We start from the raw sequence: 21,468 nt of genomic DNA on the forward strand, positions 1-21,468 counted from the left end.
CAGCGGTGACCGTCTTGACGGGTGCGGAATGGGGCGTTGACCGCCCGTGGGAATACTCCCCTTCGCGCTCATAATCCTAGGCGGCTGGCGGACCTCGAAGAACCGGGCGCTTCTCTCGGCGAGTGACGTCGTCTCCGCTTCAGGGGCTGTGCTCAGGAACCCTGCCATAACCTGAATGCAGCAAGGGGAGTATTCCCACGAAGCCGATTCGTCAATACGAACACCGCACAGTGTTCCGGGCGGCTTGCCCTGATTCCTCGGGGTGGAAGAGACCTTGGTCCGTTCATCGACAGACCAAGGAGTGCCCATGGCGATCACGCCGCTCATCTGGATCATCACCATCGCGATCACGATCGGTTTCTTCGTGTTCGAGTTCTTCGCTCACGTGCGCACTCCGCACACGCCGACCATCGGTGAATCCGCCCGCTGGTCGGGTTTCTATATCGGCCTTGCCCTGCTCTTCGGCGTGGGAATCGGACTGGTTTCCGGCTGGGACTTCGGCGGGGAGTACTTCGCCGGGTATCTCACCGAGAAGGCCCTGTCGATCGACAATCTCTTCGTCTTCCTCATCGTGATGACCGGTTTCGCGGTGCCGAGGCAGTTCCAGCAGAAGGTGCTGATGATCGGGATCGTCATCGCCCTGATCATGCGTGGCGCGTTCATCGCTGTCGGAGCGGCCCTGATCGAGAACTACTCCTGGATCTTCTACATCTTCGGTGCGCTGCTCCTCGTGCTGGCCTATCGGCAGGCCTTCGACTCCCACGAGAGCGACCCGGCCAAGGGGCGGGTCGTGAAACTCGCCCGCCGGATGCTGCCCATCACCGAGACGTTCCATGGCGATCGCATCTCGGTGAAGATCGATGGCAAGCGATTCTTCACCCCGATGCTGCTCACGATCGTGGCGATCGGCTTCATCGACCTGCTCTTCGCGGTGGACTCGATTCCCGCGATCTACGGACTGACTGATCAGGCGTACATCGTGTTCACCGCAAATGCCTTCGCGCTGATGGGACTGCGCCAGCTCTATTTCCTCATCGGTGGGCTGCTCGAGAGGCTGGTCTACCTCGCTCAGGGGCTCGCGGTCATCCTCGGCTTCATCGGCGTGAAGCTGGTGCTGCACGCACTCCACGTGAACGAGCTGCCGTTCATCAACGGGGGCCGATCGGTGGGCTGGGCTCCCGAAATCCCGATCTGGTTCTCCCTGCTCTTCATCGGCCTCACCATCACCGTCGCCACTGCGCTCAGCCTGCGCAAGACGCGGGGTGATGCGCGAGCCCGCACGCCCTGATCCCCTCCAACCAGACGGATGCAGCGCCTCCGACCACTGACAACCGACCGATCCCAGCCTCGAGGACCTCCCATGGCATCGCCCAACCAGCCCCGTGAATACCGCCCACAGTCCGCCGGAGTCTCCGGAATCGGCTATCTGATCTTCTTCAGCCGCTGGCTACAGGCCCCGCTCTACGTCGGGCTCATCGTCGCCCAACTGATCTACGTCGTCGTCTTCATGGTGGAGCTGTACCACCTGGGCGAGAAGGTGCTGGCGCATCCGCTGGAGATCGAGGAGGCCGAGATCATGCTCGGCGTGCTCGGACTCATCGACGTGGTGATGATCGCCAACCTGCTGATCATGGTGATCATCGGCGGGTATGAGACCTTCGTGTCGCGCATCAGGATCGATGGGCATCCCGACCAGCCGGAGTGGCTGTCGCACGTGAACGCGAATGTGCTCAAGGTGAAGCTCGCCATGGCGATCATCGGGATCTCGTCCATCCACCTGCTCAAGACCTTCATCGGCGTCAACGATCTCGGGGCGAAGAACACCACCGTCGATGAGGTCACCGACGAGGTCTACACCCCAGAGGGCGTGTTCTGGCAGGTCATCATCCACACCGTCTTCATCTTCTCTGCGGTGGCTTTGGCCTGGATCGACAAGATCTCGAGCGGATCGCACCCGGCGGTCGTTGCGGCGGGCGCACAGCGCGCCGATTCTCCGAGTAGTCCGCTCCCGGGCGCCACCGCCGAAGAGAAAGAGCTACGGGCAGCGCAATACGAGCAGTTGGCCCGGGATCTGCGCGCGAACTAGGCGCAGGGCGACCCGCGATACGATCGAGTTTCCGATCCCAAGGAGCGCCACCGGTGTCGCACAGTCCCGCAACTGACAGTTTTCGAGCCGCCCGCGATCAGCTGGTCGCCCTTCGAGACGACTACGACGGTGCCGTGCGCGAGTTCCGCTGGCCCGCGGTCGGTGACACTTTCAACTGGGGTGTCGACTGGTTCGATGCCATCGCTCGGGGCAACACCAGACCCGCCCTGGTGATCGCCGAGGAGGATGGATCCACCGCCCGATTCACCTTCGACGAGATGGCGACGCGGTCCGACCAGGTCGGCCGGTGGTTGCAGGGCCTGGGCGTGAAGCGCGGTGACGCCGTCATGCTCATGCTCGGCAACCAGGTCGAGCTGTGGGATTCGATGCTCGGCATCATGAAGATCGGCGCCGTGATCCTGCCGACCACGACCGCGCTCGGCACCGCGGATCTCATCGACCGGATGCAGCGGGGAGGCGTGCGGCACGTGATCGCCGCATCCGCCGACGTGGATAAGTTCGATGAAGTGCCCGGCGACTTCACCCGCATCAGGGTGGGTGACGGAGCCGCGCCCTGGATCGATTTCGCTGATGCCTTCGCCGTGTCCGCTGCGCCGCTGCCCCACCCGCAGACGGCCTCCCACGACCGCCTGCTTCTCTATTTCACCTCGGGGACGACGACGCGGCCGAAGCTGGTCGAACACACCCAGGTGTCGTACCCGGTCGGCCATCTCTCGACCATGTACTGGCTGGGGCTGAAGGCCGGGGACGTTCACCTGGCGATCAGCTCCCCCGGCTGGGCGAAGCACGCCTGGAGTTGCTTCTTCGCGCCGTGGATCGCCGAGGCGACGATCTTCGTCTACAACTACGGTCGCTTCGATGCCGCATCCCTGCTGCAGAAGATCCGTCACGAACACGTGACGTCATTCTGCGCGCCGCCGACCGTCTGGCGCATGCTCATCCAGTCCGATCTCACGGCCGGCAGCGGCGACCTGCGGGAAGCGATCTCGGCCGGTGAGCCCCTCAACCCCGAGGTGATCAGCCAGGTGCGCTCCCACTGGGGGCTGACCATCCGCGATGGTTACGGCCAGACCGAGATGACCGCTGTGGTCGGAAACACCCCGGGATCTCCCGTGAAGGACGGATCGATGGGTCGACCGCTTCCCGGCAGCCCCATCGTGCTCGTCGACCCGATCTCGGGCGAAGTCGCCGAGGAGGGCGAGATCTGCGTCGACCTCAGCCGCCACCCGGTCAACCTCATGACCGGCTATGTCGGGGATGCCGAGCGCAACGCTCGCACCATGCACGACGGCTATTTCCACACCGGCGACATCGCGGCACGAGATACCGGTGGCTACATCACGTACATCGGTCGCACCGACGACGTGTTCAAGGCATCCGACTACAAGATCAGCCCCTTCGAGCTCGAGAGCGTGCTGATCGAGCATCCGGCAGTGGCCGAAGCCGCGATCGTGCCCGCTCCGGATGCCGTGCGCCTGGCCGTGCCGAAGGCGTACGTCGTGCTCGCGGCGGGGTTCGAGCCCTCGGCCGAGGTGGCGTTCTCGATCCTCTCCTACGCCCGGGAGCAGCTCGCGCCCTTCCAGCGCATCCGTCGCATCGAATTCATGGAACTGCCGAAGACGATCTCCGGCAAGATCCGCCGGGTCGAACTGCGTGCTCGCGAGGAGGAGGTCGCTGTCGGCACCGTCATCGCGATCGAGTGGCGCGACGACGAGCTTCGCGGACGCTAGCGCCCGCGCCCGCGCCCGCCAACCATCTCTGCGAACCTTCGACAGCACATGCGGTGTGGTCCCCGCCGTGCTCTCGCAGCGTGCCCTTGGGCTAGGCGACCGGTGGAGGAGGGTTGGGCGATCTGCTCTCGCGCCAGCGATCGTGGTCGCGGTCGCGCAAGGCGTATCGCACCCCCAGTCGCACAACCCAGAACAGGCCGAGCGCGATGACCGCCGCGCCGAGGAGATACACCACGATGCCCACGACCGGGAAGAGAAATGAGGAATACATGAGCCAACCTTAGGGGTGTCGGACCTGCAGACCGCCCTGCACCGAGCCGTGGCGGCAACCGGCTCGGCGATGCGCCTAACGCCGCTTGTAGTAGTTGCGCCAGATGAGACGGTGGATCGGGATGAGTCGAGGCAGGTCGCGCAGCCCGGGTATCAGGGGGACGATCGCCAAGAGCAGCGTGAGGATTCCCACGACGAAGACCACGAGGATGTCGGCGTTGGCTGCCGACTTGAATGGCTCGATCTGGTAGAAGAACGAGAACAGCCACAGCCAGGACTGTCCGGGGTAGTTGCCGGTCTCATTCATCATCCCCCACTGGTCGCCGCCGAGGTGCAGGTTCGTCGCGAGGTCGCCGAGGTACGCACCGTCGCCGAGGAAGAGCACGGAACGGGTGTAGTTGAAGTTGTAGAAATCGCCTCCCGATTGCAGAACGCTATCGAGCGATCCCTGCTTGGCCATCGTGAGGAGTGAGGTGGTCAATGCCGGCACCGGGCCGTAATCACCCTTCGCCACGTTCGAGGGGTCATTGCCCTTCGCCTTGGCGAGGGCCTTCCCATAGGCGTCGGTCCAGGCGGCCCGCTGGCTGCTCGTCGCCGAGTTCCAGTTCGAGACGGCGACCGGCGGATTCGGCAGGGTGCTGAGTGGCGCGATCACGAAGTCCTTGGCCGTGTCGATGGGGATCTTCACGCCGGCGAGACTCTGCAGGTCGAGACCACCGAGGGTCTGCGTGGCGTCCGGCGTCGCGTTGTAGGGAGGCCCGTATCCCGCGGTCTCGCTGGTGTGGCCGAGTTCGGCATTCGCGGTGGCGATGAAGTCGGTGGGCCGAGTGTTGGCCCAGGACTTGAGAGTGACGCTCTTGTCATCGGGAGAACTGAAGATCGCGGATGCCGCGAGCACCAGGAGGGTAACGACGATCACGCCGACCGTGAGTTCTTTGAACAGGTCGTACTCGCGGTTCGTGCCCTTCCACGAGCGACCGGCGATACCGGTCCCCCGTCGCCAGGACATCGGGCTGACTTTCCGTGGCGTGCTCATCGGACTTCATCACCGGTCAACTGCGCGTCGCTGTCTGCTGCCTCTAGCGGGGGCGCTACCCCGTGCACCCGTACGAGCAGCACATGAAGAGCGACGATTGCCGCGACCGCAAGGGGCAGCAGCGTGATGTGCCACATGAACATCTGGCCCGCGTTGGCGACATTGAACCAAGCTCCGATGCCGGCGGCATTCAGCGCGTCCTTCGCTTCGAACGCGATCCATTCCGATTCGAAGTTCGTCTGCAGGAGGTAACCGGTGAACGCCGCTCCGATGGAGACGGCGAACGAGACCACGCCGGTGATCCAGGTGAGCAGCCGGCCGCCGCGCCACGAGGCCATCCAGAACTTGCCCCACAGGTGCACGACCATGAAGAGGAAGAAGAACTCGACACTCCAGAGGTGCGTGCTGTTCACGAAGTGGCCGAACGAGGACACGTGCCACCAGGTGGGTCCGTTGAGGCTCAGGACGACGCCAGAGGCGATGATCACCACGAGGGACGCGATCGCGCCCATACCGAAGACGTAGATCCATGAGGCGACGTAGCTCGGCTGGGTCTCCGGCAGAAGCTTCTGCGGCGGCAGGGTCTTGAGCATCCACCGCCGGGCCTTGCCGGTCCAGGTGTAGAACTCCTCTTCGGCTCCGGTGTCGTCGCGGGAGTCGGTCGGCGGCGGAACGATGGTGGTCATTTGCGCTTCCGTCCCGCCGGGAAGGGCAGCACGAGCGCAAGGATGAACAGGGCGAACATCGTCACGATCACGATGAAGTTGCCCAGCTGGATGGTGAACGCCCCCCAACCGAGATAGACGGTGGGCGTCTCTGCCATCACCGTCGCGAATACTGAATGCACGTTTGCCTCCCGAGGTTCCAATACTCGAACCGTAGGCCTCGGAATCGTCCACCCTCGGGACTTTGGTCACCACCTCAGCGGGTGAGAAGAGCGCGTTTGCGACCGACCGCAGTGAGCCGACGACGCGCGCGCGATTCGACGGCTAGCGTGGAGGGATGTCAACTGAGACTCAGCTTCTGCCCTTCGCGTCCCTCGACAGCTACATCGCGCTTCCCCGGGTGGAGGGCCTCGCCCTCTCCCCCGACGGACGCACGGTGGTCCTGACCGTCGCGACCCTGTCCCTGGACCGCACCACCTACCAGCGCGCACTGTGGTCGGTTCCGGCCGACGGATCGGGCACCCCGACCCGGCTCACCCGCTCGGCCAAGGGCGAATCCGGGGTGGCTTTCACCGGGTCCGGCGACATCCTCTTCATCTCCGCCCGTGCGGATGCCGCGGCGGAGAAGGATGCGGAAGCCGCGCAGCTCTGGATCCTGCGCGCCGCCGGGGGTGAGGCGCGAGCGATCACCCGGCTGCTTGGCGGGGTGTCCGAGATAGCCGCAACCGCCACGGGGAGCGACGGGGTGATCATCGCGGCGAACCTCCTGCCGTCTTCGAACAGTCTCGAGGCGGAGGCTGCGGCGCGCACCGAACGCACGACGAAGAAGGTCACCGCCATCCTGCACGAGAGCTATCCCGTGCGGTATTGGGACCACGACCTCGGGCCGGCTGAGCCACATCTCCTGGCGCTCGACCTGTCCGAACTCACGGACACGGTCCCGACCTCCGGCGGGGCTTCGGACACACCCCCGGAGCCGCTGCCCTATCCCGCGGACCTGCCTCGTCCGCGCGACCTCACGCCGAGCCCGGGCCGCACCGCCGACACGGCCGGTCAGGAGCTCACTCCCGACGGCAACACCCTCATCGCCTCGCTGCGGGTTCCGGAGCAGCGATCGGGTCGCTTCATCATCGTGTCGATCGACGTCGAAACCGGTGCGACGACGCCTCTCTTCGACGAGGAGCGGGTGGACTTCGAGGTACCGGCCGTGAGCCACGACGGCACGCGGATCGCCTTCGTTCGTGCCGAATACAGCACTCCGAGTGGCCCGGCGGACCAGGAACTGTGGGTGGCCGACATCGACGGCAGCAACCCTCGCCGCATCGCCGAGGGATGGGATCGCTGGGCCTCGAGCCTCGTCTTCGACGCCGACGACCACTCCCTCATCGTCACCGCCGACAACGACGGTCGCGGCCCCATCTTCCGGGTGCCTCTCGAAGGTGGAGCCCCGAGTCGGCTCACCGTCGACGACTTCAGCTACACCGATGTCGCGGTCGACAGCGCGACGGGTGAACTCGTGGCGCTGCGGTCATCCTGGGTCACGCCGCCGCATCCGGTGCGCATCGACCGCTCGGGAGTCGTCACCCCGCTCGCAACCCCGGCGCAGCTTCCCCCGGTGCCCGGGTCGATCACCGAGGTCGAGACTGTCGCGGAGGATGGCTCGCGGGTGCGCGCGTGGCTACTGCTTCCCGAGGGCGCCTCGCCGCAGCATCCTGCTCCCCTCCTGCTCTGGATTCATGGCGGGCCGCTCAACAGTTGGAACGCGTGGAGCTGGCGGTGGAACCCACTGCTCGCGGTCTCCCGCGGGTACGCGGTGCTGCTGCCCGATCCCGCCCTTTCCACCGGCTATGGCCTCGACTTCATCGCGAGGGGCTGGGATGCCTGGGGCGCGAAGCCCTTCACCGACCTGATGGCGATCACGGATGCCGCGGAAGCCCGCCCTGACATCGATGCGACCCGCACGGCGGCGCTCGGCGGATCGTTCGGTGGCTACATGGCCAACTGGGTGGCCGGGCACAGCTCCCGTTTCCGGGCGATCGTCAGCCACGCCAGCCTCTGGGCACTCGACCAGTTCAACGGCACCACCGACAACTCCTGGTACTGGCAGAGCATCTTCTCGCCTCAGGGGATGATCGACAGTTCACCGCACCACAGCGTGCGCGACATCGTGACGCCGATGCTGGTGATCCACGGCGACAAAGATTACCGCGTTCCGGTCGGGGAGAGCCTGCGACTCTGGTCGGAACTGGCCGAGCACCATGCCGCCGCCGACGGTACGACCCCGCACAAGTTCCTTCTCTTCCCAGACGAGAATCACTGGGTACTGAAACCCCAGCACGCCGTGGTCTGGTACGAGACAGTCTTCGCATTCCTCGACCAGCATGTTCACGATGCGGACTGGGTGCGTCCGACGCTTCTCGGCTGACCCGCGCGGTGCGCCGGTCCTCCTCGCCGCTCGCACATTCGGGACCTAAGGCCCGGTCTGCGGTCGTCCTCGATCGCAGACTGAAGCCCGGGCACCACTGCCCGCCCCGCATTGAAGACTCAAGAGGACCCCCATGAACGGTGTGTCGGGCGCACGACGGGCGAGATCGACCTCCCCGGCGCCTTCCTCGACAGGAAGGCCGCTTCGGTCGTGCACGCGGCGCCGGGTCCGCTATTCCACCGGGTCCGAGTTCGTGATCGACGGCGGAGTCACCGCGGGAATCCCGCACTCGTGACCACGGCGGCGATCCTTAAGCGAGTGTCCACCTCGCTCGTGACCAACCCGGATGGCGTGCGGGTGCTCGCCGGCGCCGTGATGATGGCCGCGCATTTCGAGCGTTTCGCCCAGGTGGCCCTGTCACCCCCGGTGCCCGATCGAACGCGCTCGACGGAGGTCGCGGCACTCGGCAACGTGCTACTGGTCTGCGCTCCCGGCTGCGATTCGATCATGGTCGGCGAGAATCTCGCGGCGGCCCTGGCCGCCGGAAACCGCGTGGCCATCTCGCTCGCCGGTGTGCCCGACCAGCTCACGCGACTCCTGTTCGAGTTGCTCTTCGGGGTATTCGCAACGGAATGCTTCTCGGTTCTCACCGATGCGTGCCCGTGGAAGATCTCGAGCGCCGGTCTCTCGATCGTCGTCCTCACCCCCTCGCGTGCATTCCTCAACGAGCGACCGTGGATCGCGCAGGCGCAGTCGCTCGGGGAGCTCACTCCCTCCGCGGACCTCCTGCGGTTCTATGGCGCCCTCCGGCAGGTCTGACCCACGATTCCGGGCCCGACGACGCCAGGTCGAGAAGGCGCGGATCGGGTGGGTGACGCCACGATCGTGGGGCTGAGGGCGGATGACTCCGCCGACACGCCGTCCGTCGGGCGGAACACGCCGCCGAGTCATCCGGATGTACGCCCTCAGCCTTCAACGATGCGGTGGAACAGCGCCTCTCGGTTGACCCTCGGTGGTTCAGCGGCGCCGGTTCAGCGGCGACGGACGGCCGGCTTCTGCGGCCTGACGTACTGCAACTTGGCCGATTCCTGCAGTCTCGCCGGATCGCCGCCGCCCCCGCCGAACGCGGCAACAATCGACTGGGCGATATCGGCGGCAAGAGATCCAAACCGCACGAGTGCGAGCCTCACCCTGTTCATCGGTTTCGGAGGGCTCGTTGCCTCCGCAAGACGTCGAACAGCACCGTGAAGAGGGGCACGACAGAGAGGGCACCGAGCCCTTGGTCGTGTGTGGGATCTATCGCCGCCACCGCGGTCAATATGACAAACCAGACGATGGCTCCGACGACCCACACGGCTCGCCACCAGGGCGTGGCGAAGAGGAAGGCAAATCGATGCCCGATGCCCATCGGCCGGCCGCGCGGCACAACTCCACTCATGATGAGACTCCCTCTGCTGTGAGAGTACGGCACTCGAAGCTCGCGCAGGCAGTGTTGCCCTAGATTGACATCCACACGTCATTCACGCGAGGGAGCCCCAATGACCGGTTGGCGCATCCGAGACTTCCATTCGGACGATCTCGACGGCATTCTTCACCTGTGGGAGGAGATCACTGCCGCCAGGACGGAGCCGGTGTACGGCCTCTCCGAGGTGCTGGCGTCCTGCCAGAAGGACCATGCCGTCGTCGCCATGCACGGTGAGACGGTGATCGGAGCCGCTGTCGGTCGGGCCGCCCACGCCCAGGGCTGGATCGTGTTCCTCTCCACGGCCCGGCAGTGGCAGGGGCAGGGCATCGGTACGGCGATGCTCGCCGCCCTGGAGAATCGGATGGCCCCGCACGGGCTGGCCAAGCTCTCTGCCCTGATGCCGGAGTCCGCCAGCCGGGTGGATGCCTTCCTCAATCGCGGCTTCGAGGTCAAGAAGAACCTCCGCTACTTCGAACGCCACATCCCGGTGCAGCGCGAAGAGCTGCGCTCGCTGAGCGAGCTGGGCGGACGCATCCTTCCCCGAGATCTCTGGGAGGGGGTCGGTGGCATGCAGCGGGAGAAGGAACTGCTCGAGCGACGACTCGTGATGCCCCTGGCCAAACCGGATATGGCTGAGCAATACGGGGTCGTACCGCCCAAGGCCGTCGTGCTGTTCGGTCCGCCCGGCACGGGTAAGACCACCTTCGCCAAGGCGATCGCCTCCCGCCTCGAATGGCCGTTCGTGGAGGTGTTCCCCTCACGGCTCGCCGCCGACCCGAAGGGATTGGCCGGCGCTCTGCGCGAGACCTTCCTCAAGATCTCCGAGCTCGAACACGCTGTGGTGTTCATCGACGAGGTGGAGGAGATCGCCGCCCAGCGCGGCGGGGAGCCGCCCTCGGCCCTGCAGGGCGTTACCAACGAATTGCTGAAGATCATCCCGGCGTTCCGGGAACAACCGGGACGGCTTCTCGTCTGCGCGACAAACTTCATCCGCGCTCTCGATTCCGCCTTCCTCCGCCACGGGCGCTTCGACTATGTCGTGCCGATCGGACTGCCGGATGTCGCGGCCCGACTGGCCATCTGGGAGCGCTACATCCCCGCATCCGTCGACGGCCTGGTCGATCTTGATGCCCTCGTCGTGGCGAGCGACGGATTCTCCCCCGCCGATGTCGAGTACGCAGCGCGTCGAGCATCGCAGGAGGCGCTCGAGCGTGCCCTCTTCTCGGGGGCGGATGCCTCTGGCCCGGCCGGCCCGAGCACTCAGGACTACATCGCCGCGATCAGTTCCACTCGCACGACGGTGTCTCCGCAGGTCGCCGCGGAGTTCCTCGAAGACATCGAGAGGTTGGCGCGGCTCTGAGCATGGCGAAGCTCTGATGTCGGCGCGGCTCTAAGGTTGGCGCGGCTCTGAGCGTGGCGCGACCCTGAGTTTTGCGCGGACGCTGAGCGTGGCGCGACCCTGAGTTTTGCGCGGACGCTGAGCGTGGCGCAACCCTGAGTTTTGCGCGGACGCTGAGCGTGGCGCAACCCTGAGTTTTGCGCGCACGCTGAAGTCCGGGCGCGCTGTGGCCGGCGACGGCCGCTCAGTGGCCGCCGAGCAGCACCTCAGGATGCGTCAGGCGCCACCATCCGCCCGGCCCGGAGATCGAGCCGTCCAGCACGAGGGGCACCGAGATCGAGTTTCCGTCGACGGTGAAGTCGAGACTGCCGACCGTCGATCCGTCGGTAGCGGTCTTGCCTGCCGTGATCGACAGCGGTCTGATGGTCATGGTGGAGGTGATCGGCGCATCCGACCAGGTGAGCACGGACGCCCGATCGCCCGTCACCACTCGAGCGCCGTCTTTCCACGGGGTGGAGTAGCGCCCCACCACGGTGCCGGTGGACTCCAGCGTCACGACATGGAAGCCCGACTCGATGCTGCGGATCAGGATCTGGGCGTCACTGTTCACGGTTTCGCGGCTGCTTCCGCCGAGGATCACACCGGTTATCGTGATCGGCTTCGGCAGGCCGACGTTCACCGTGGCAGAGAAGAGCAGGCAGGAACCTGCCGAGTCGAGGGTGCCGGTCTTGATGCCATCGATCCCCTCGGAGCCGAGGCTGATGTTGTTGTTCGACAGAGCTCCGATGCCCGGCACGTCCACGGTGCGGGAGCCGACGATGGACGCCAGAGTCGGATTGGCCATCGCCAGCTTGCCGATGGCGATGAGGTCGGCAGGAGTGCTGACGTTCCTGGCGTCGATTCCGGTCGGCTCCACGATGGTCGTTCCGCTGAGCCCGTGGACGGAGAGCCAGGTCTTGACCGCACTGAGATATCGGCCGCGCGATCCGAACGCCCAGGTGCTCACCGCGTCAGCGTAGTTGCAGGCCGATGCCACCAGCATGAGCGCGAGCGCATCGTGTTCCGACAGTGTGCTGCCGGTCTTCATCGGCTCGACCGAGGCGCCGAGCACGTAGTACTGGTCGTAGAGGTCGTGATCGGCCTTGCTGAAGGTGAGAGTCGGTCCGGCGTCGTCGCCCGTCAGCGGCTTTGCCTCGAGCACCACCAGGGCGGTGATCAGCTTGCTGATGCTCGCGATCGGCAGGGGCCCGGGTCCTCCGCTCGATGCCAGGATGCCATTGGTACCGACCGTTCCGGCGAAGGTCTCGGCACCGGTGACGCTCACGGCAGACTCCCCCTGAGCCGGCAGCGTGAGTTGAACGGCACCGGGAACGCTGAGGGCTGGCTTGGTCGCGGTGAGCACGGCAGTCGGTAGCGGCGCGAGGAGTGCGACCGGAAGGTGGGTGCCGACCGCTGCCACGATCACGAGCACCACGACTAGCCCCGCGATTCGGCGGCGCATGCGACGGCGGCGAGCCGACGCCCGCACGGCCGGATCGAGCGGATCCGAGCCCGGGGCATCCGCTCCGCGCTCGAGCATCTCCGAGAAGTCCGCGAGGTCCGTCGCGCCGGAGGTCCCGGTCATCGTGCCGCCATAGCGCGAACGCCGGTCTCCGACTTTGAGTACATATGCTCATGTTATGGCTGGTTCGCGAACAAAACGGATCCGAAGGCGTAACTTTTACAGCGACAGGAACGAGGAAGCCCATGACACCGTGGCCCGGATCGATCAGCGCGATCACGCTCTTCGTCGACGATCTGGCGGCGACCAAGTCCTTCTACCTCCAGGTCTTCCAGTTGCCGATCCTCTTCGAAGACGCGAACTCCGCAGTGTTCCGGTTCGACAACACGATGATCAACCTGCTGAAGTCCTCCGAGGCAGTGAGCCTCATCGAACCCGCCGCGGTGGCCGCTGCCCAGGGCGGCTCGCGGCTCCAGCTCACCCTGGATGTGGAGGACGTCGATGCCATGTGCGCCGAGCTCACCGGGCGGGGGGTGCAGCTGCTGAACGGTCCGATGGACCGCGAGTGGGGCATCCGCACGGCCAGCTTCCAGGACCCGGGCGGTCACATCTGGGAGATCGCGCAGCCCCTCGCCTAGCGCGGTGAGTGACGCCGGCGAGTTCGTGGATGCCGCCCTCCAGCTCGAAGCCACCTGGCAGCGGGCCCTCACCGACGAGGCGCGCATCGGATCCGACCTGCAGTTCTATGGTGCATCGGTCGGTGCCGTCCGGGGCACCATCCGCGCCGTGGCTCTCCGGTACCCCGGTCTCGGACACGACGAGATCGCCGCGCTCGCCTCGGAGCTGTGGAGCGTCCCCGTCTACGAGCGGAGGCTCGGGGCGGTCGTCCTGCTGCAGACTCACGTGCGCCTCCTCGACAATTCCGACCTCACCCGCCTCGAGGGCTTCCTGCGCGAGGCGCGCAGTCCGGCGCTGGCCGATCCGCTCATCGTCGACGTGATCGTGCCGCTGTTCGAGGCACTGGATGGTGCGAGCCGAGCCCGCGCGAATGTGGCGGTCCAGCGGTGGTCGCTCGCCAGCAATCCGTGGCTGCGGCAGGCCGCACGCCACCTCGTCCGGCTCGCCTGACTTTCGCGGCGGCGGTTCCCACAGAGAAACGCCCGGAGGCCGACTTTCGGCGGGCATCCGGGCGTCTCAGGAGGATCGTGTGTCGATCCGAAGCAGGGCTCACCGGCGCGAGGTGCGACGGCTTCCGACTCGGGTCCAGATGAGGAGCACGATGATCGCGCCGATGATGGAGCCGATGATGCCGGCCGGCTGGAAGAATCCACCGGAGGGGTCGGCACCGAGGAGCAGGTAGCCGAGGAATCCGCCGACGAACGATCCGATGATTCCGAGGAGCAGGGTCATTCCGATGGACAGGCTCTGCTTTCCGGGCACGACCAGGCGGGCGATGGCTCCGGCGATGAGTCCGACGATGATGATGCTGATGATGAGTCCGAGCATGAGATTCTCCTTGCGCTGTGTCTTTTCGATGCGACCCTCAGCGGGCCACATGACCAGACAACTCCTCCAAGGGGGGTGGTTCGTCACACCCCTAGGGAGGTAATGTGCAGGGATGCCGAACTCTGCCCCCTCCCGCCCTCTCACCGTCGCGCTCGTCGACGACTACGACGTCGTGCTGAAGGGCCTCGCGCACATGTTCGACGACTACCGCGACCGCATCCTCGTCTCCGAAATCGACTCGAATGCGTCGCTGGACGACTCGGTCGACATCGTGATGTACGACTCCTTCGCTCAGCCGGAGTCCGACCATCAGGAGCTGAACGCGCTGGTCAACAACCCCAAGGCCCGCAACGTCGTGGTCTACACCTGGAACTTCCATCCCCGCCTCGTCGAGAGCGCCCGCGAGCAGGGAGTCAAGGGATACCTCTCCAAGACCTTGGCGGCGAACGAACTGGTCTCGGCCCTCGAGCTGGTGCACGCCGGAGAGGAAGTGATCAGCGAACCTGCACGACGGACGGGAAGCGCGATCGCGCTGGACTGGCCCGGGCGGCGGGAGGGCATCACGGATCGCGAGTCCGAGATCCTCGCCCTGATCACGCAGGGCAAGAGCAACGCGGAGGTGGCGGCACTCACGTATCTCAGCCCCAACACGGTGAAGTCCTACATCAGGAATACCTATCGCAAGATCGGCGCGCAGAGCCGAAGCCAGGCGGTGCTGTGGGGAGTCGGCCATGGATTCACCCCCGACCACCACCGCATAGACCACTGGCTCGGTGGCCCTTAGGTTCGGCGGCCTTGGGGTTTGGCGGCCCTGGGGTTCGGCGGCCCATAGGTTCGGCGGCCCTTGGGCTCGGCGGCCCTTGGGTTTGGCGGCCCTCAGGTTTGCTCGGCCCTCAGGTTTGCTCGGCCCTCAGGTTTGCTCGGCCCTCAGGTTTGCTCGGGTGAGTTCACCGCCCATTCCCCTCTGAGCCGTCACAAATCGCGGCGCCGTGGCCGTTTGGGAACAGTTTGCGACGGACGACCCCCACATCCACCGACCCGGGCACCCCCGCCGAGCACCCACCCGTCACAATCAACGCCGAACGGGCTGCTTGGGAACAGATCTTGCCGGACGACCCGCACACCCGCCCGCACATCCACCGCCCGCCCATCCACCGACCCGGGCACCCCCGCCGAGCACCCACCCGTCACAATCAACCGCGAACGGCCGGAATCGGGACACATTCCGACGGACGCCCAGAGGCCTTAACAAAAAAGGCCCGGACCCCAGCACACGCTGGCATCCGGACCGGTTGTGACCCCAACCGGATTCGAACCGGTGTTACCGCCGTGAGAGGGCAGCGTACTAGGCCGCTATACGATGGGGCCGCAAGTGGACAACTCAACGAGTATGCCACACGCGAGCCAGGCGCACCAAAACGGTGCGGGATGCTCCGGTCAGGGCACGAGGACCCTCAGGGCTCCGGGCACGACTTCGATCTCGAGGGGCAGTGGTCCGACCCGCTCTCCGTCGGCGTAGGCGACCACTCCATCCGCTTCGATCCTCACTCGCTTGGCGCGACGGATCGAGACCCGCGGATCGGTCACGTGCGTGCCCTTGAAGACTCGAGGAAAGATGCCGAGGAAGGCGGTCCGCGAGAGCGGTTCGACCACACACACATCGAGCAGCCCGTCGTCGAGGAGCGCGTCGGGGGTGATCAGCATCCCCCCGCCGAAGGACGTGTTGTTGGCGATCGACACCAGGGTGCCGGCGGTGTTCCACTCGACCCCGTCGAGCACGAGACGGTACGTGGTGGGGTGGAGGGTCGCGAGTTCGCGCAGGAGGGCGAGGTTGTACCGGCTCTTTCCGCGGGGCCAGCGCCACAGGTTGGCACGTTCGTTCACCAGGGCGTCGAACCCGGCGGAGAGCACTCCCGCGTACCAGCGATCCGCCTCGCCCGAGCGTCGCACGAGCACTGCGTCGATCACGCGTGGCTCGTGGCCGAGCGCTGCCAGCAGCAGGTCGATGGCGGCATCCGTCTGGCCGATCGGTATCTTCAGGCCGCGCGAAACGTCGTTTCCGGAGCCGGAGGGCACGATTCCGAGGGGGATGGCGGTTGCGGCGACCAGGTTCGTGCCCAGGCTGACCATGCCGTCACCGCCGACGACCACCAGGGCGTCCGGGGCGAGTGCGATCGCCTTTTCGGCCTCCCGGTGCAGATCGGCGAAGGTGGGTTCGCTCAGGGCGGTCACCCGGTGACCGGCACCGCGCAGGGCCTGCACGACGGCGGGCCCGACCGAACGGCCTCTGCCGAACGACGCAGACGGATTGATGGCGACGACGACGCGCAGGGCCGTCACGAGAGCGGCGCCGATGTCGTCATCAGCCCAGTATGTCGGATGCCGTTGGCGAACATCCCGAGGCGCACTTGTGCGAGTACAGTCTGGAAAATGCGCGTAACCAAACAAGAACATGCCTGCCTCATCCTCGAATCCGCGGGCAAGACGCTCGTCACCGATCCGGGAGTCTTCACCACAGCCCTCGTCGGCCTCAGCGACGTCGTCGCCGTGGTGATCACCCACGAACACGGTGACCACTGGACTGCCGACCAGCTCACTCACATCCTCGACCGCAATCCCAACGCGAAACTGTACGGCCCGGAGGGCGTCGCGGTCGCCGCAACCGACTTCGACATCACTGTCGTGAAAGATGGCGATGTGATCGATGCGGAGCCTTTCTCGCTCCGTTTCTTCGGCGAGAAGCACGCCGTGATCCACTCCTCGATCCCGATCGTCGACAACGTCGGAGTGCTCGTGAACGACTCCCTCTATTACCCGGGAGACTCCTTCACCGTGCCGGAGGGCGTCGAAGTCGACACCCTCGCGGCGCCCGTCGGAGCGCCGTGGCTCAAGATCGGCGAGGCCATCGACTTCGTGCTCGCCGTGCGCCCGCGCCGTGCTTTCGCCACCCACGAGATGGTGTTGTCGACGGCAGGCAAGGGCATGGGCGGGGATCGCCTCAAGTGGGCGGTGGAGCAGGGCGGCGGAGAGTACGTCGCGCTCGAGCCGGGTGACGCGCTGGACCTGTAGCGGCGTCAGATGTAGATCGCGGGGTCGGTGAAGGTCTCCTCGACCGGAGTGGCTATGCGCGGGCGCACCCGCGCCGGGATGCCGGTGAGAACGGAATTCGGCGGAGCATCGGTCACCACCACGGCGTTCGCACCGATGATCGAGTCGTGACCGATCGTGACCGGCCCGAGGACGCTCGCACCTGCCCCGATGGTGACCCGATCGCCGATCGTCGGATGCCGGCGCTCCCGCACAGAGCTCGTGCCGCCGAGGGTGACGCCGTGATACAGCAATACGTCGTCTCCCACGACCGCCGTCTCTCCGATGACCACGCCCATGCCGTGGTCGATGAAGAGTCGACGACCGATGGTTGCGCCGGGGTGGATCTCCACCCCGGTCAGCGAGCGCACCAGTTGGGAGTAGATTCGCGCGGCGAGATACCACCGCCACATCCAGAGCCGATGGGCGATGCGGTATCCCCACACGGCGTGAAGCCCGGAGTAGGCGAGAAACACTTCGGCGCCGGACCGCGCAGCCGGATCCTTCTGCCGAGCCATCCGCACGTCTTCTCGAACGCCCCCGAAAGGCACCCGATCAGTCCGCGAGGTCTTCGTACAGCACCGTCGAGAGGTACCGCTCGCCGAAGCTGGCGACGATGACGACGATGGTCTTGCCGGCATTCTCCGGGCGGGCAGCAACCTCGAGGGCAGCCTGCACCGTCGCTCCGGACGAGATCCCGGCCAGGATTCCCTCCTCCGCGGCGAGGCGGCGGGCCATCGCCACCGACTGGGCGATGTCGATGTCGATGATCTCGTCGTAGACGTCACGGTCGAGGATCTCCGGAACGAAGTTCGCCCCGATTCCCTGGATCTTGTGGGGGCCGGGCGCTCCCCCGTTGAGGATCGGGGACTCGGCCGGCTCGACGCCGATGACCACGAGGTCGGGCTTCTGCTCCTTGAGGTATCCGCCCGTTCCGGTGATGGTTCCGCCGGTGCCGATGCCCGACACGAAGATGTCGACAGCGCCCTCGGTGTCGTTCCAGATCTCGGGACCGGTGGTGGCCCGGTGGATGGCGGGGTTCGCCGCGTTGGCGAACTGCTTGGCGTAGACGGCTCCGGGGGTGTTCGCCACGATCTCCGCAGCCCGATCGACAGCGGCCTGCATACCGCCCGGGCCAGGGGTGAGAACGAGCTCCGCGCCGTACGCGCGCAGGATCATCCGCCGTTCCTTGCTCATGGACTCCGGCATCGTCAGGATCACCTTGTAGCCGCGGGCCGCGCCGACCATCGCGAGTGCGATACCGGTGTTGCCGCTCGTGCTCTCCACGATCGTGCCGCCCGGCTTCAGCTCGCCGGACGCTTCGGCCGCGTCGACGATGGCGATGCCGAGGCGGTCCTTGACGCTGGCGGAGGGGTTGTAGAACTCCAGCTTCGCGAGCACGGTGGCGCCGAGTCCCCCGGCGACCTTGTTCAGGCGCACCAGCGGGGTGTTTCCGAAGATCTCGGTGATGTCGTTGTAGATGCGTTGCGGCATGGGCTGCGCTTTCTGTTCCAGGCCAGACGGCAGTTGCCTGTCGACGACGATTTTCGGGTACCACGGTGTCAACGCCCTCGGGGCGAAATCCTTCCCGATTATGACCCGGAATGCCCGAGATTTCGGTGAAAGTTACGGGGTGCGACTGCCGGTGCGCCCGGCAGGCAGGAGAAGCGCGGCGCGGTCAGTCGGCATTTGCTGACCCAGGGCGCACGGTCTGCCGGTCGGGAACATGGTCTGAGGCCGGCGAGAATCGCGCAAGACTCCCCAGGGCGCGTGCCTAAGCTGGAGGGACCCCAGACAAGGAAGTCCCCATGAACAACTCCGCAGTGATCATCGACGTCATCCGCACCCCGTCCGGCCGCGGCAAGCCGGGCGGCTCGCTCAGCGGGGTTCATCCCGTGGATCTTCTCGCCACAACCCTCCGCGCCCTCGTCGAACGCAACGGTGTCGACCCGGCCACCGTCGACGATGTGATCGGCGGATGCGTCGCGCAGGCGGGCAAGCAGACCTACAACGTGACCCGCAACGCTGTACTCGGCGCCGGGTTCCCGGATCACGTGCCCGCCGTCACGATCGACCGCCAGTGCGGATCGAGCCAGCAGGCTGCAGTCTTCGCCGCCCAGGGCATCATGACCGGCAACTACGACATCGCCATCGCCTGCGGAGTGGAGTCGATGAGCAGCGCGCCGATCGGCTACTCGATCATGGGCGAGGACATCTACGGAGAACAGGTGGCCGCGCGCTACCCCGAGGGTCTCGTCGGGCAGGGTATCTCCGCGGAACTCATCACGAGCAAGTGGGGATTCTCCCGTGCGCAGCTCGACGACTTCTCGGCCCGCTCGCACCAGCTCGCCGCCGAAGCGACCGCCGGCGGCTTCTTCGCCAACGAACTCATCGCCGTCGGCGACGTCACCACCGACGAGACGGTTCGCCCCACCACGACCGCCGAGGGCCTCGCCGGTCTCAAGCCGGCCTTCTACACCGAGCGGTTCGCGGAGCGGTTCCCCGAAATCGGCTGGAACATCACCCCGGGCAACTCCTCGCCCCTCACCGACGCGGCCGCCGCGACCCTCATCATGAGCGAATCGAAGGCCGCGGAACTCGGGCTGAAGCCACGCGCCCGCTTCCACAGCTTCGCCGTGACCGGCAGCGACCCCCTGTTCATGCTCACCGGGGTCATCCCCGCGACAGCGAAAGTACTCGCCAAAGCCGGTCTCACCATCGACGACATCGACGCCTTCGAGGTGAATGAGGCCTTCGCGCCCGTTCCGCTGGCCTGGCTCGCCGAGACGGGAGCGGATGCGGCGAAGCTCAACCCCCGCGGGGGTGCGATCGCCCTCGGGCACGCGCTCGGGGCATCCGGTGCCCGCCTGCTCGCCACCATGGTGAATCACCTCGAGGCAACCGGCGGCCGTTACGGCCTGCAGGTGATGTGCGAGGGCGGTGGCATGGCGAACGCCACGATCATCGAGCGACTCTAGGCGCGGGTACCGCCGAGTCGCACCGCTCGCAGCGCCGCATACAGCTCGGATGCCTCGGCCGGACGCGCCACCGAGCGACCGGTGAGTTCGGCGATGCGCCCGAGACGGTAGAGCACCGTGTTGCGGTGGCAGTGCATCCGTCTGCCGGCGTCGGAGGTCGACCCATCGGCGTCGAACCAGGCCTCGAGGGTGTCGAGCAACACTGCGCCATCCGCGCAGTCCGGGCCGAACAGCCGACCGAAGACGCCGTCACGCAGTTCCGCACCGTAGCCGGGTTGCGCCACGAGGAGCAGGTCGAGGGGGGCCGATCCGTAGCGGTGGATGCCGACGCCCGGGGAGGCGATGCATTCGACCGACATCCGGGCCTGGTCGACGGCATCCGGGGAGGCCGAGAGCTGGGTGAATGTTCTGCTGATGCCGACCCGGGAGGTTGCTGTGGCCGCCACGATGGCGATGGCACGGTCGATCTCCGCGTGCCGCGGCATCCCGACGAGGCCCACGTATTCGCCTTTCCAGGCGGTCCAGGCTGACGATATTCCGACGGCGTTCAGTCGACCGTGCACCTCCGGCACCGGATCCGCGCCGCTGCTGCTGCGCTCGGCGGCGATCACCAGGTAGTGGGCGTGCTCTGGCAGCTCGAGCGCACGAAGCAGCCGGCCGATCTCCCCGGGAGTGGCGCTCCCATCGAGGAGGCTGAGCAGCATGACGCTGCGCGCCTGCTCATCGCGGCGGTCCCGCTCGTCGACGAAGGCCCGATAGGACTCCGCGGCCGCGCCGGAGAAGAGGTCGATGATTCCCCAGACATCCGAAGAGAGGTGCAAGAGCGTCTCGGCCCGCTGGCTGCCGACCGACCGCGCCATCATCTCGTCCCAGAGCTGCAATCCGGCGAGCCGGTACGCGTGAAGCAGACTCGCCATCGGGATGCCGTGCTCGGCTTTGATGCGACCGGCTCGACGCGGAGCGGCAAGGGAGTCCGTCGTGCCGGCGAGGGTGGCGAGCAGCGCGGAGATGTTCTCCCTCACGATCGAATGCAGAAGCTCCCGCGGCATCGGATTCTCGGCGTATTCGTTCTCCCCCGCGAGGATCTGATCGACAACACCGTCGGTGATCGGCCCGACGGAGTCCACGAGCTCGAGGAAGAAGTCGGCGGATTCGGCACGGGCTGCGCGGTGCTCTGGCGCGATCACCCGCCGTGGACCCTGGTCGATGGACATGAGAGGACTGTAGCTCCGTATTGTGCGGGGGCACAACGGTATTCAGGGAACAGACGGCGTTCGCCTATCGCACTCGGGGGGTTCGTGGGCGATACTGAAGGTTCCTTGGTGAGGCGTGGTCGTTTCGACTATGCCCGTGACCAAG

23 protein-coding genes and 1 tRNA gene are annotated in these 21,468 nt (G+C 66.3%); 11 read left to right on the forward strand and 13 right to left on the reverse strand.

Features of this window, described 5'->3' with window-relative positions:
• Positions 1-307: 307 nt before the first annotated feature.
• From VLI63_RS04470 to VLI63_RS04480, 3 genes are all read left to right on the forward strand, one after another.
• Complete coding sequence (locus tag VLI63_RS04470; protein WP_409155700.1) at positions 308-1,288, forward strand: TerC family protein; 981 nt, start codon at positions 308-310, stop codon at positions 1,286-1,288.
• A gap of 72 nt (positions 1,289-1,360) precedes the next feature.
• Positions 1,361-2,086: a TIGR00645 family protein gene (locus VLI63_RS04475; RefSeq protein ID WP_409155701.1), complete on the forward strand. Its 726-nt coding sequence runs from the start codon at positions 1,361-1,363 to the stop codon at positions 2,084-2,086.
• 53 nt (positions 2,087-2,139) lie between these two features.
• Complete coding sequence (locus VLI63_RS04480; RefSeq protein WP_409155702.1) at positions 2,140-3,837, forward strand: AMP-binding protein; 1,698 nt, start codon at positions 2,140-2,142, stop codon at positions 3,835-3,837.
• Between the two features lie 91 nt (positions 3,838-3,928).
• Here VLI63_RS04480 and VLI63_RS04485 read toward each other — a convergent pair whose 3' ends face one another.
• The 4 genes from VLI63_RS04485 to VLI63_RS04500 form a co-directional block, all read right to left on the reverse strand.
• A complete protein-coding gene (locus VLI63_RS04485) occupies positions 3,929-4,108 on the reverse strand; it encodes a hypothetical protein (RefSeq protein ID WP_409155703.1) in 180 nt (59 codons plus the stop codon).
• A gap of 75 nt (positions 4,109-4,183) precedes the next feature.
• On the reverse strand, positions 4,184-5,143 hold the full coding sequence (locus tag VLI63_RS04490; protein WP_219731967.1) for a hypothetical protein: 960 nt from the start codon (positions 5,141-5,143) through the stop codon (positions 4,184-4,186).
• Complete coding sequence (locus tag VLI63_RS04495; protein ID WP_409155704.1) at positions 5,140-5,829, reverse strand: cytochrome b N-terminal domain-containing protein; 690 nt, start codon at positions 5,827-5,829, stop codon at positions 5,140-5,142. The genes VLI63_RS04490 and VLI63_RS04495 overlap by 4 nt, the downstream gene beginning before the upstream one ends.
• The gene (locus tag VLI63_RS04500; protein ID WP_185201241.1) at positions 5,826-5,990 is read right to left on the reverse strand and encodes a hypothetical protein; all 165 of its coding nucleotides are present in this window, start codon (positions 5,988-5,990) and stop codon (positions 5,826-5,828) included. Before VLI63_RS04500 ends, VLI63_RS04495 begins: the two co-directional genes overlap by 4 nt.
• A gap of 155 nt (positions 5,991-6,145) precedes the next feature.
• Here VLI63_RS04500 and VLI63_RS04505 point away from each other — a divergent pair, with 155 nt between their 5' ends.
• Both VLI63_RS04505 and VLI63_RS04510 read left to right on the forward strand, forming a co-directional pair.
• Complete coding sequence (locus VLI63_RS04505) at positions 6,146-8,233, forward strand: S9 family peptidase (RefSeq protein WP_409155705.1); 2,088 nt, start codon at positions 6,146-6,148, stop codon at positions 8,231-8,233.
• A 318-nt stretch (positions 8,234-8,551) separates the two neighbouring features.
• Positions 8,552-9,052, forward strand: a complete 501-nt coding sequence (locus VLI63_RS04510; RefSeq protein WP_409155706.1) for a hypothetical protein — start codon at positions 8,552-8,554, stop codon at positions 9,050-9,052.
• 212 nt (positions 9,053-9,264) lie between these two features.
• On the opposite strand, the gene VLI63_RS04515 is transcribed toward VLI63_RS04510, so the two are convergent.
• Positions 9,265-9,408, reverse strand: a complete 144-nt coding sequence (locus VLI63_RS04515; protein WP_409155707.1) for a hypothetical protein — start codon at positions 9,406-9,408, stop codon at positions 9,265-9,267.
• A gap of 20 nt (positions 9,409-9,428) precedes the next feature.
• On the reverse strand, positions 9,429-9,671 hold the full coding sequence (locus VLI63_RS04520; protein WP_409155708.1) for a hypothetical protein: 243 nt from the start codon (positions 9,669-9,671) through the stop codon (positions 9,429-9,431).
• A 100-nt stretch (positions 9,672-9,771) separates the two neighbouring features.
• Between VLI63_RS04520 and VLI63_RS04525 the strand changes: the two genes are divergently transcribed.
• Positions 9,772-11,058 carry an ATP-binding protein gene (locus tag VLI63_RS04525; protein ID WP_409155709.1) on the forward strand — a complete coding sequence of 429 codons (1,287 nt, stop codon included), beginning with the start codon at positions 9,772-9,774 and terminating at the stop codon, positions 11,056-11,058.
• Positions 11,059-11,281: 223 nt separating this feature from the next.
• Here VLI63_RS04525 and VLI63_RS04530 read toward each other — a convergent pair whose 3' ends face one another.
• Positions 11,282-12,661, reverse strand: coding sequence for a D-alanyl-D-alanine carboxypeptidase family protein (locus VLI63_RS04530; RefSeq protein WP_409155710.1), 1,380 nt, complete (start codon positions 12,659-12,661; stop codon positions 11,282-11,284).
• A gap of 122 nt (positions 12,662-12,783) precedes the next feature.
• Between VLI63_RS04530 and VLI63_RS04535 the strand changes: the two genes are divergently transcribed.
• Positions 12,784-13,176 carry a VOC family protein gene (locus VLI63_RS04535; RefSeq protein WP_409155711.1) on the forward strand — a complete coding sequence of 131 codons (393 nt, stop codon included), beginning with the start codon at positions 12,784-12,786 and terminating at the stop codon, positions 13,174-13,176.
• 4 nt (positions 13,177-13,180) lie between these two features.
• Positions 13,181-13,666: a DNA alkylation repair protein gene (locus tag VLI63_RS04540; protein ID WP_409155712.1), complete on the forward strand. Its 486-nt coding sequence runs from the start codon at positions 13,181-13,183 to the stop codon at positions 13,664-13,666.
• Positions 13,667-13,765: 99 nt separating this feature from the next.
• Here the strand turns inward: VLI63_RS04540 and VLI63_RS04545 are convergent, their stop codons facing one another.
• Entirely contained in the window at positions 13,766-14,044 is a 279-nt protein-coding gene (locus tag VLI63_RS04545; protein ID WP_354574691.1) for a GlsB/YeaQ/YmgE family stress response membrane protein, read from the reverse strand.
• 112 nt (positions 14,045-14,156) lie between these two features.
• On the opposite strand from VLI63_RS04545, the gene VLI63_RS04550 reads away from it, so the two are divergent.
• Complete coding sequence (locus tag VLI63_RS04550) at positions 14,157-14,828, forward strand: DNA-binding response regulator (RefSeq protein WP_409155713.1); 672 nt, start codon at positions 14,157-14,159, stop codon at positions 14,826-14,828.
• 511 nt (positions 14,829-15,339) lie between these two features.
• Here VLI63_RS04550 and VLI63_RS04555 read toward each other — a convergent pair.
• Positions 15,340-15,412: transfer RNA gene (locus VLI63_RS04555), tRNA-Glu, on the reverse strand.
• 69 nt (positions 15,413-15,481) lie between these two features.
• Positions 15,482-16,384 carry a diacylglycerol kinase family protein gene (locus VLI63_RS04560; RefSeq protein ID WP_409155714.1) on the reverse strand — a complete coding sequence of 301 codons (903 nt, stop codon included), beginning with the start codon at positions 16,382-16,384 and terminating at the stop codon, positions 15,482-15,484.
• 90 nt (positions 16,385-16,474) lie between these two features.
• Here VLI63_RS04560 and VLI63_RS04565 point away from each other — a divergent pair, with 90 nt between their 5' ends.
• Positions 16,475-17,113 carry an MBL fold metallo-hydrolase gene (locus VLI63_RS04565; RefSeq protein ID WP_409155715.1) on the forward strand — a complete coding sequence of 213 codons (639 nt, stop codon included), beginning with the start codon at positions 16,475-16,477 and terminating at the stop codon, positions 17,111-17,113.
• 5 nt (positions 17,114-17,118) lie between these two features.
• Here VLI63_RS04565 and epsC read toward each other — a convergent pair whose 3' ends face one another.
• The gene (gene epsC / locus VLI63_RS04570; RefSeq protein WP_409155716.1) at positions 17,119-17,772 is read right to left on the reverse strand and encodes a serine O-acetyltransferase EpsC; all 654 of its coding nucleotides are present in this window, start codon (positions 17,770-17,772) and stop codon (positions 17,119-17,121) included.
• Complete coding sequence (cysK, locus tag VLI63_RS04575; RefSeq protein WP_409155717.1) at positions 17,687-18,625, reverse strand: cysteine synthase A; 939 nt, start codon at positions 18,623-18,625, stop codon at positions 17,687-17,689. The genes epsC and cysK overlap by 86 nt, the downstream gene beginning before the upstream one ends.
• A gap of 314 nt (positions 18,626-18,939) precedes the next feature.
• Between cysK and VLI63_RS04580 the strand changes: the two genes are divergently transcribed.
• On the forward strand, positions 18,940-20,109 hold the full coding sequence (locus VLI63_RS04580; RefSeq protein WP_409155718.1) for a thiolase family protein: 1,170 nt from the start codon (positions 18,940-18,942) through the stop codon (positions 20,107-20,109).
• Here the strand turns inward: VLI63_RS04580 and VLI63_RS04585 are convergent.
• The gene (locus VLI63_RS04585; protein ID WP_409155719.1) at positions 20,106-21,323 is read right to left on the reverse strand and encodes a PucR family transcriptional regulator; all 1,218 of its coding nucleotides are present in this window, start codon (positions 21,321-21,323) and stop codon (positions 20,106-20,108) included. The two genes, VLI63_RS04580 and VLI63_RS04585, sit on opposite strands and share 4 nt — an antisense overlap.
• Between the last annotated feature and the right edge of the window lie 145 nt (positions 21,324-21,468).

Source organism: Lacisediminihabitans sp. H27-G8 (genome assembly GCF_046156175.1).
Lineage (GTDB): Bacteria > Actinomycetota > Actinomycetes > Actinomycetales > Microbacteriaceae > Lacisediminihabitans.

What these genes read in the sequence shown, in the direction of transcription:
- cysK (WP_409155717.1), bottom strand. Translation starts at nt 18,625, where the DNA reads ATGCCGCAACGCATCTACAACGACATCACCGAGATCTTCGGAAACACC.
- VLI63_RS04505 (WP_409155705.1), top strand. Translation starts at nt 6,146, where the DNA reads ATGTCAACTGAGACTCAGCTTCTGCCCTTCGCGTCCCTCGACAGCTAC.
- VLI63_RS04485 (WP_409155703.1), bottom strand. Translation starts at nt 4,108, where the DNA reads ATGTATTCCTCATTTCTCTTCCCGGTCGTGGGCATCGTGGTGTATCTC.
- VLI63_RS04530 (WP_409155710.1), bottom strand. Translation starts at nt 12,661, where the DNA reads ATGACCGGGACCTCCGGCGCGACGGACCTCGCGGACTTCTCGGAGATG.
- VLI63_RS04470 (WP_409155700.1), top strand. Translation starts at nt 308, where the DNA reads ATGGCGATCACGCCGCTCATCTGGATCATCACCATCGCGATCACGATC.
- epsC (WP_409155716.1), bottom strand. Translation starts at nt 17,772, where the DNA reads ATGCCGGCAAGACCATCGTCGTCATCGTCGCCAGCTTCGGCGAGCGGT.
- VLI63_RS04525 (WP_409155709.1), top strand. Translation starts at nt 9,772, where the DNA reads ATGACCGGTTGGCGCATCCGAGACTTCCATTCGGACGATCTCGACGGC.
- VLI63_RS04490 (WP_219731967.1), bottom strand. Translation starts at nt 5,143, where the DNA reads ATGAGCACGCCACGGAAAGTCAGCCCGATGTCCTGGCGACGGGGGACC.
- VLI63_RS04520 (WP_409155708.1), bottom strand. Translation starts at nt 9,671, where the DNA reads ATGAGTGGAGTTGTGCCGCGCGGCCGGCCGATGGGCATCGGGCATCGA.
- VLI63_RS04545 (WP_354574691.1), bottom strand. Translation starts at nt 14,044, where the DNA reads ATGCTCGGACTCATCATCAGCATCATCATCGTCGGACTCATCGCCGGA.
- VLI63_RS04535 (WP_409155711.1), top strand. Translation starts at nt 12,784, where the DNA reads ATGACACCGTGGCCCGGATCGATCAGCGCGATCACGCTCTTCGTCGAC.
- VLI63_RS04495 (WP_409155704.1), bottom strand. Translation starts at nt 5,829, where the DNA reads ATGACCACCATCGTTCCGCCGCCGACCGACTCCCGCGACGACACCGGA.
- VLI63_RS04550 (WP_409155713.1), top strand. Translation starts at nt 14,157, where the DNA reads ATGCCGAACTCTGCCCCCTCCCGCCCTCTCACCGTCGCGCTCGTCGAC.
- VLI63_RS04580 (WP_409155718.1), top strand. Translation starts at nt 18,940, where the DNA reads ATGAACAACTCCGCAGTGATCATCGACGTCATCCGCACCCCGTCCGGC.
- VLI63_RS04475 (WP_409155701.1), top strand. Translation starts at nt 1,361, where the DNA reads ATGGCATCGCCCAACCAGCCCCGTGAATACCGCCCACAGTCCGCCGGA.
- VLI63_RS04565 (WP_409155715.1), top strand. Translation starts at nt 16,475, where the DNA reads ATGCGCGTAACCAAACAAGAACATGCCTGCCTCATCCTCGAATCCGCG.
- VLI63_RS04585 (WP_409155719.1), bottom strand. Translation starts at nt 21,323, where the DNA reads ATGTCCATCGACCAGGGTCCACGGCGGGTGATCGCGCCAGAGCACCGC.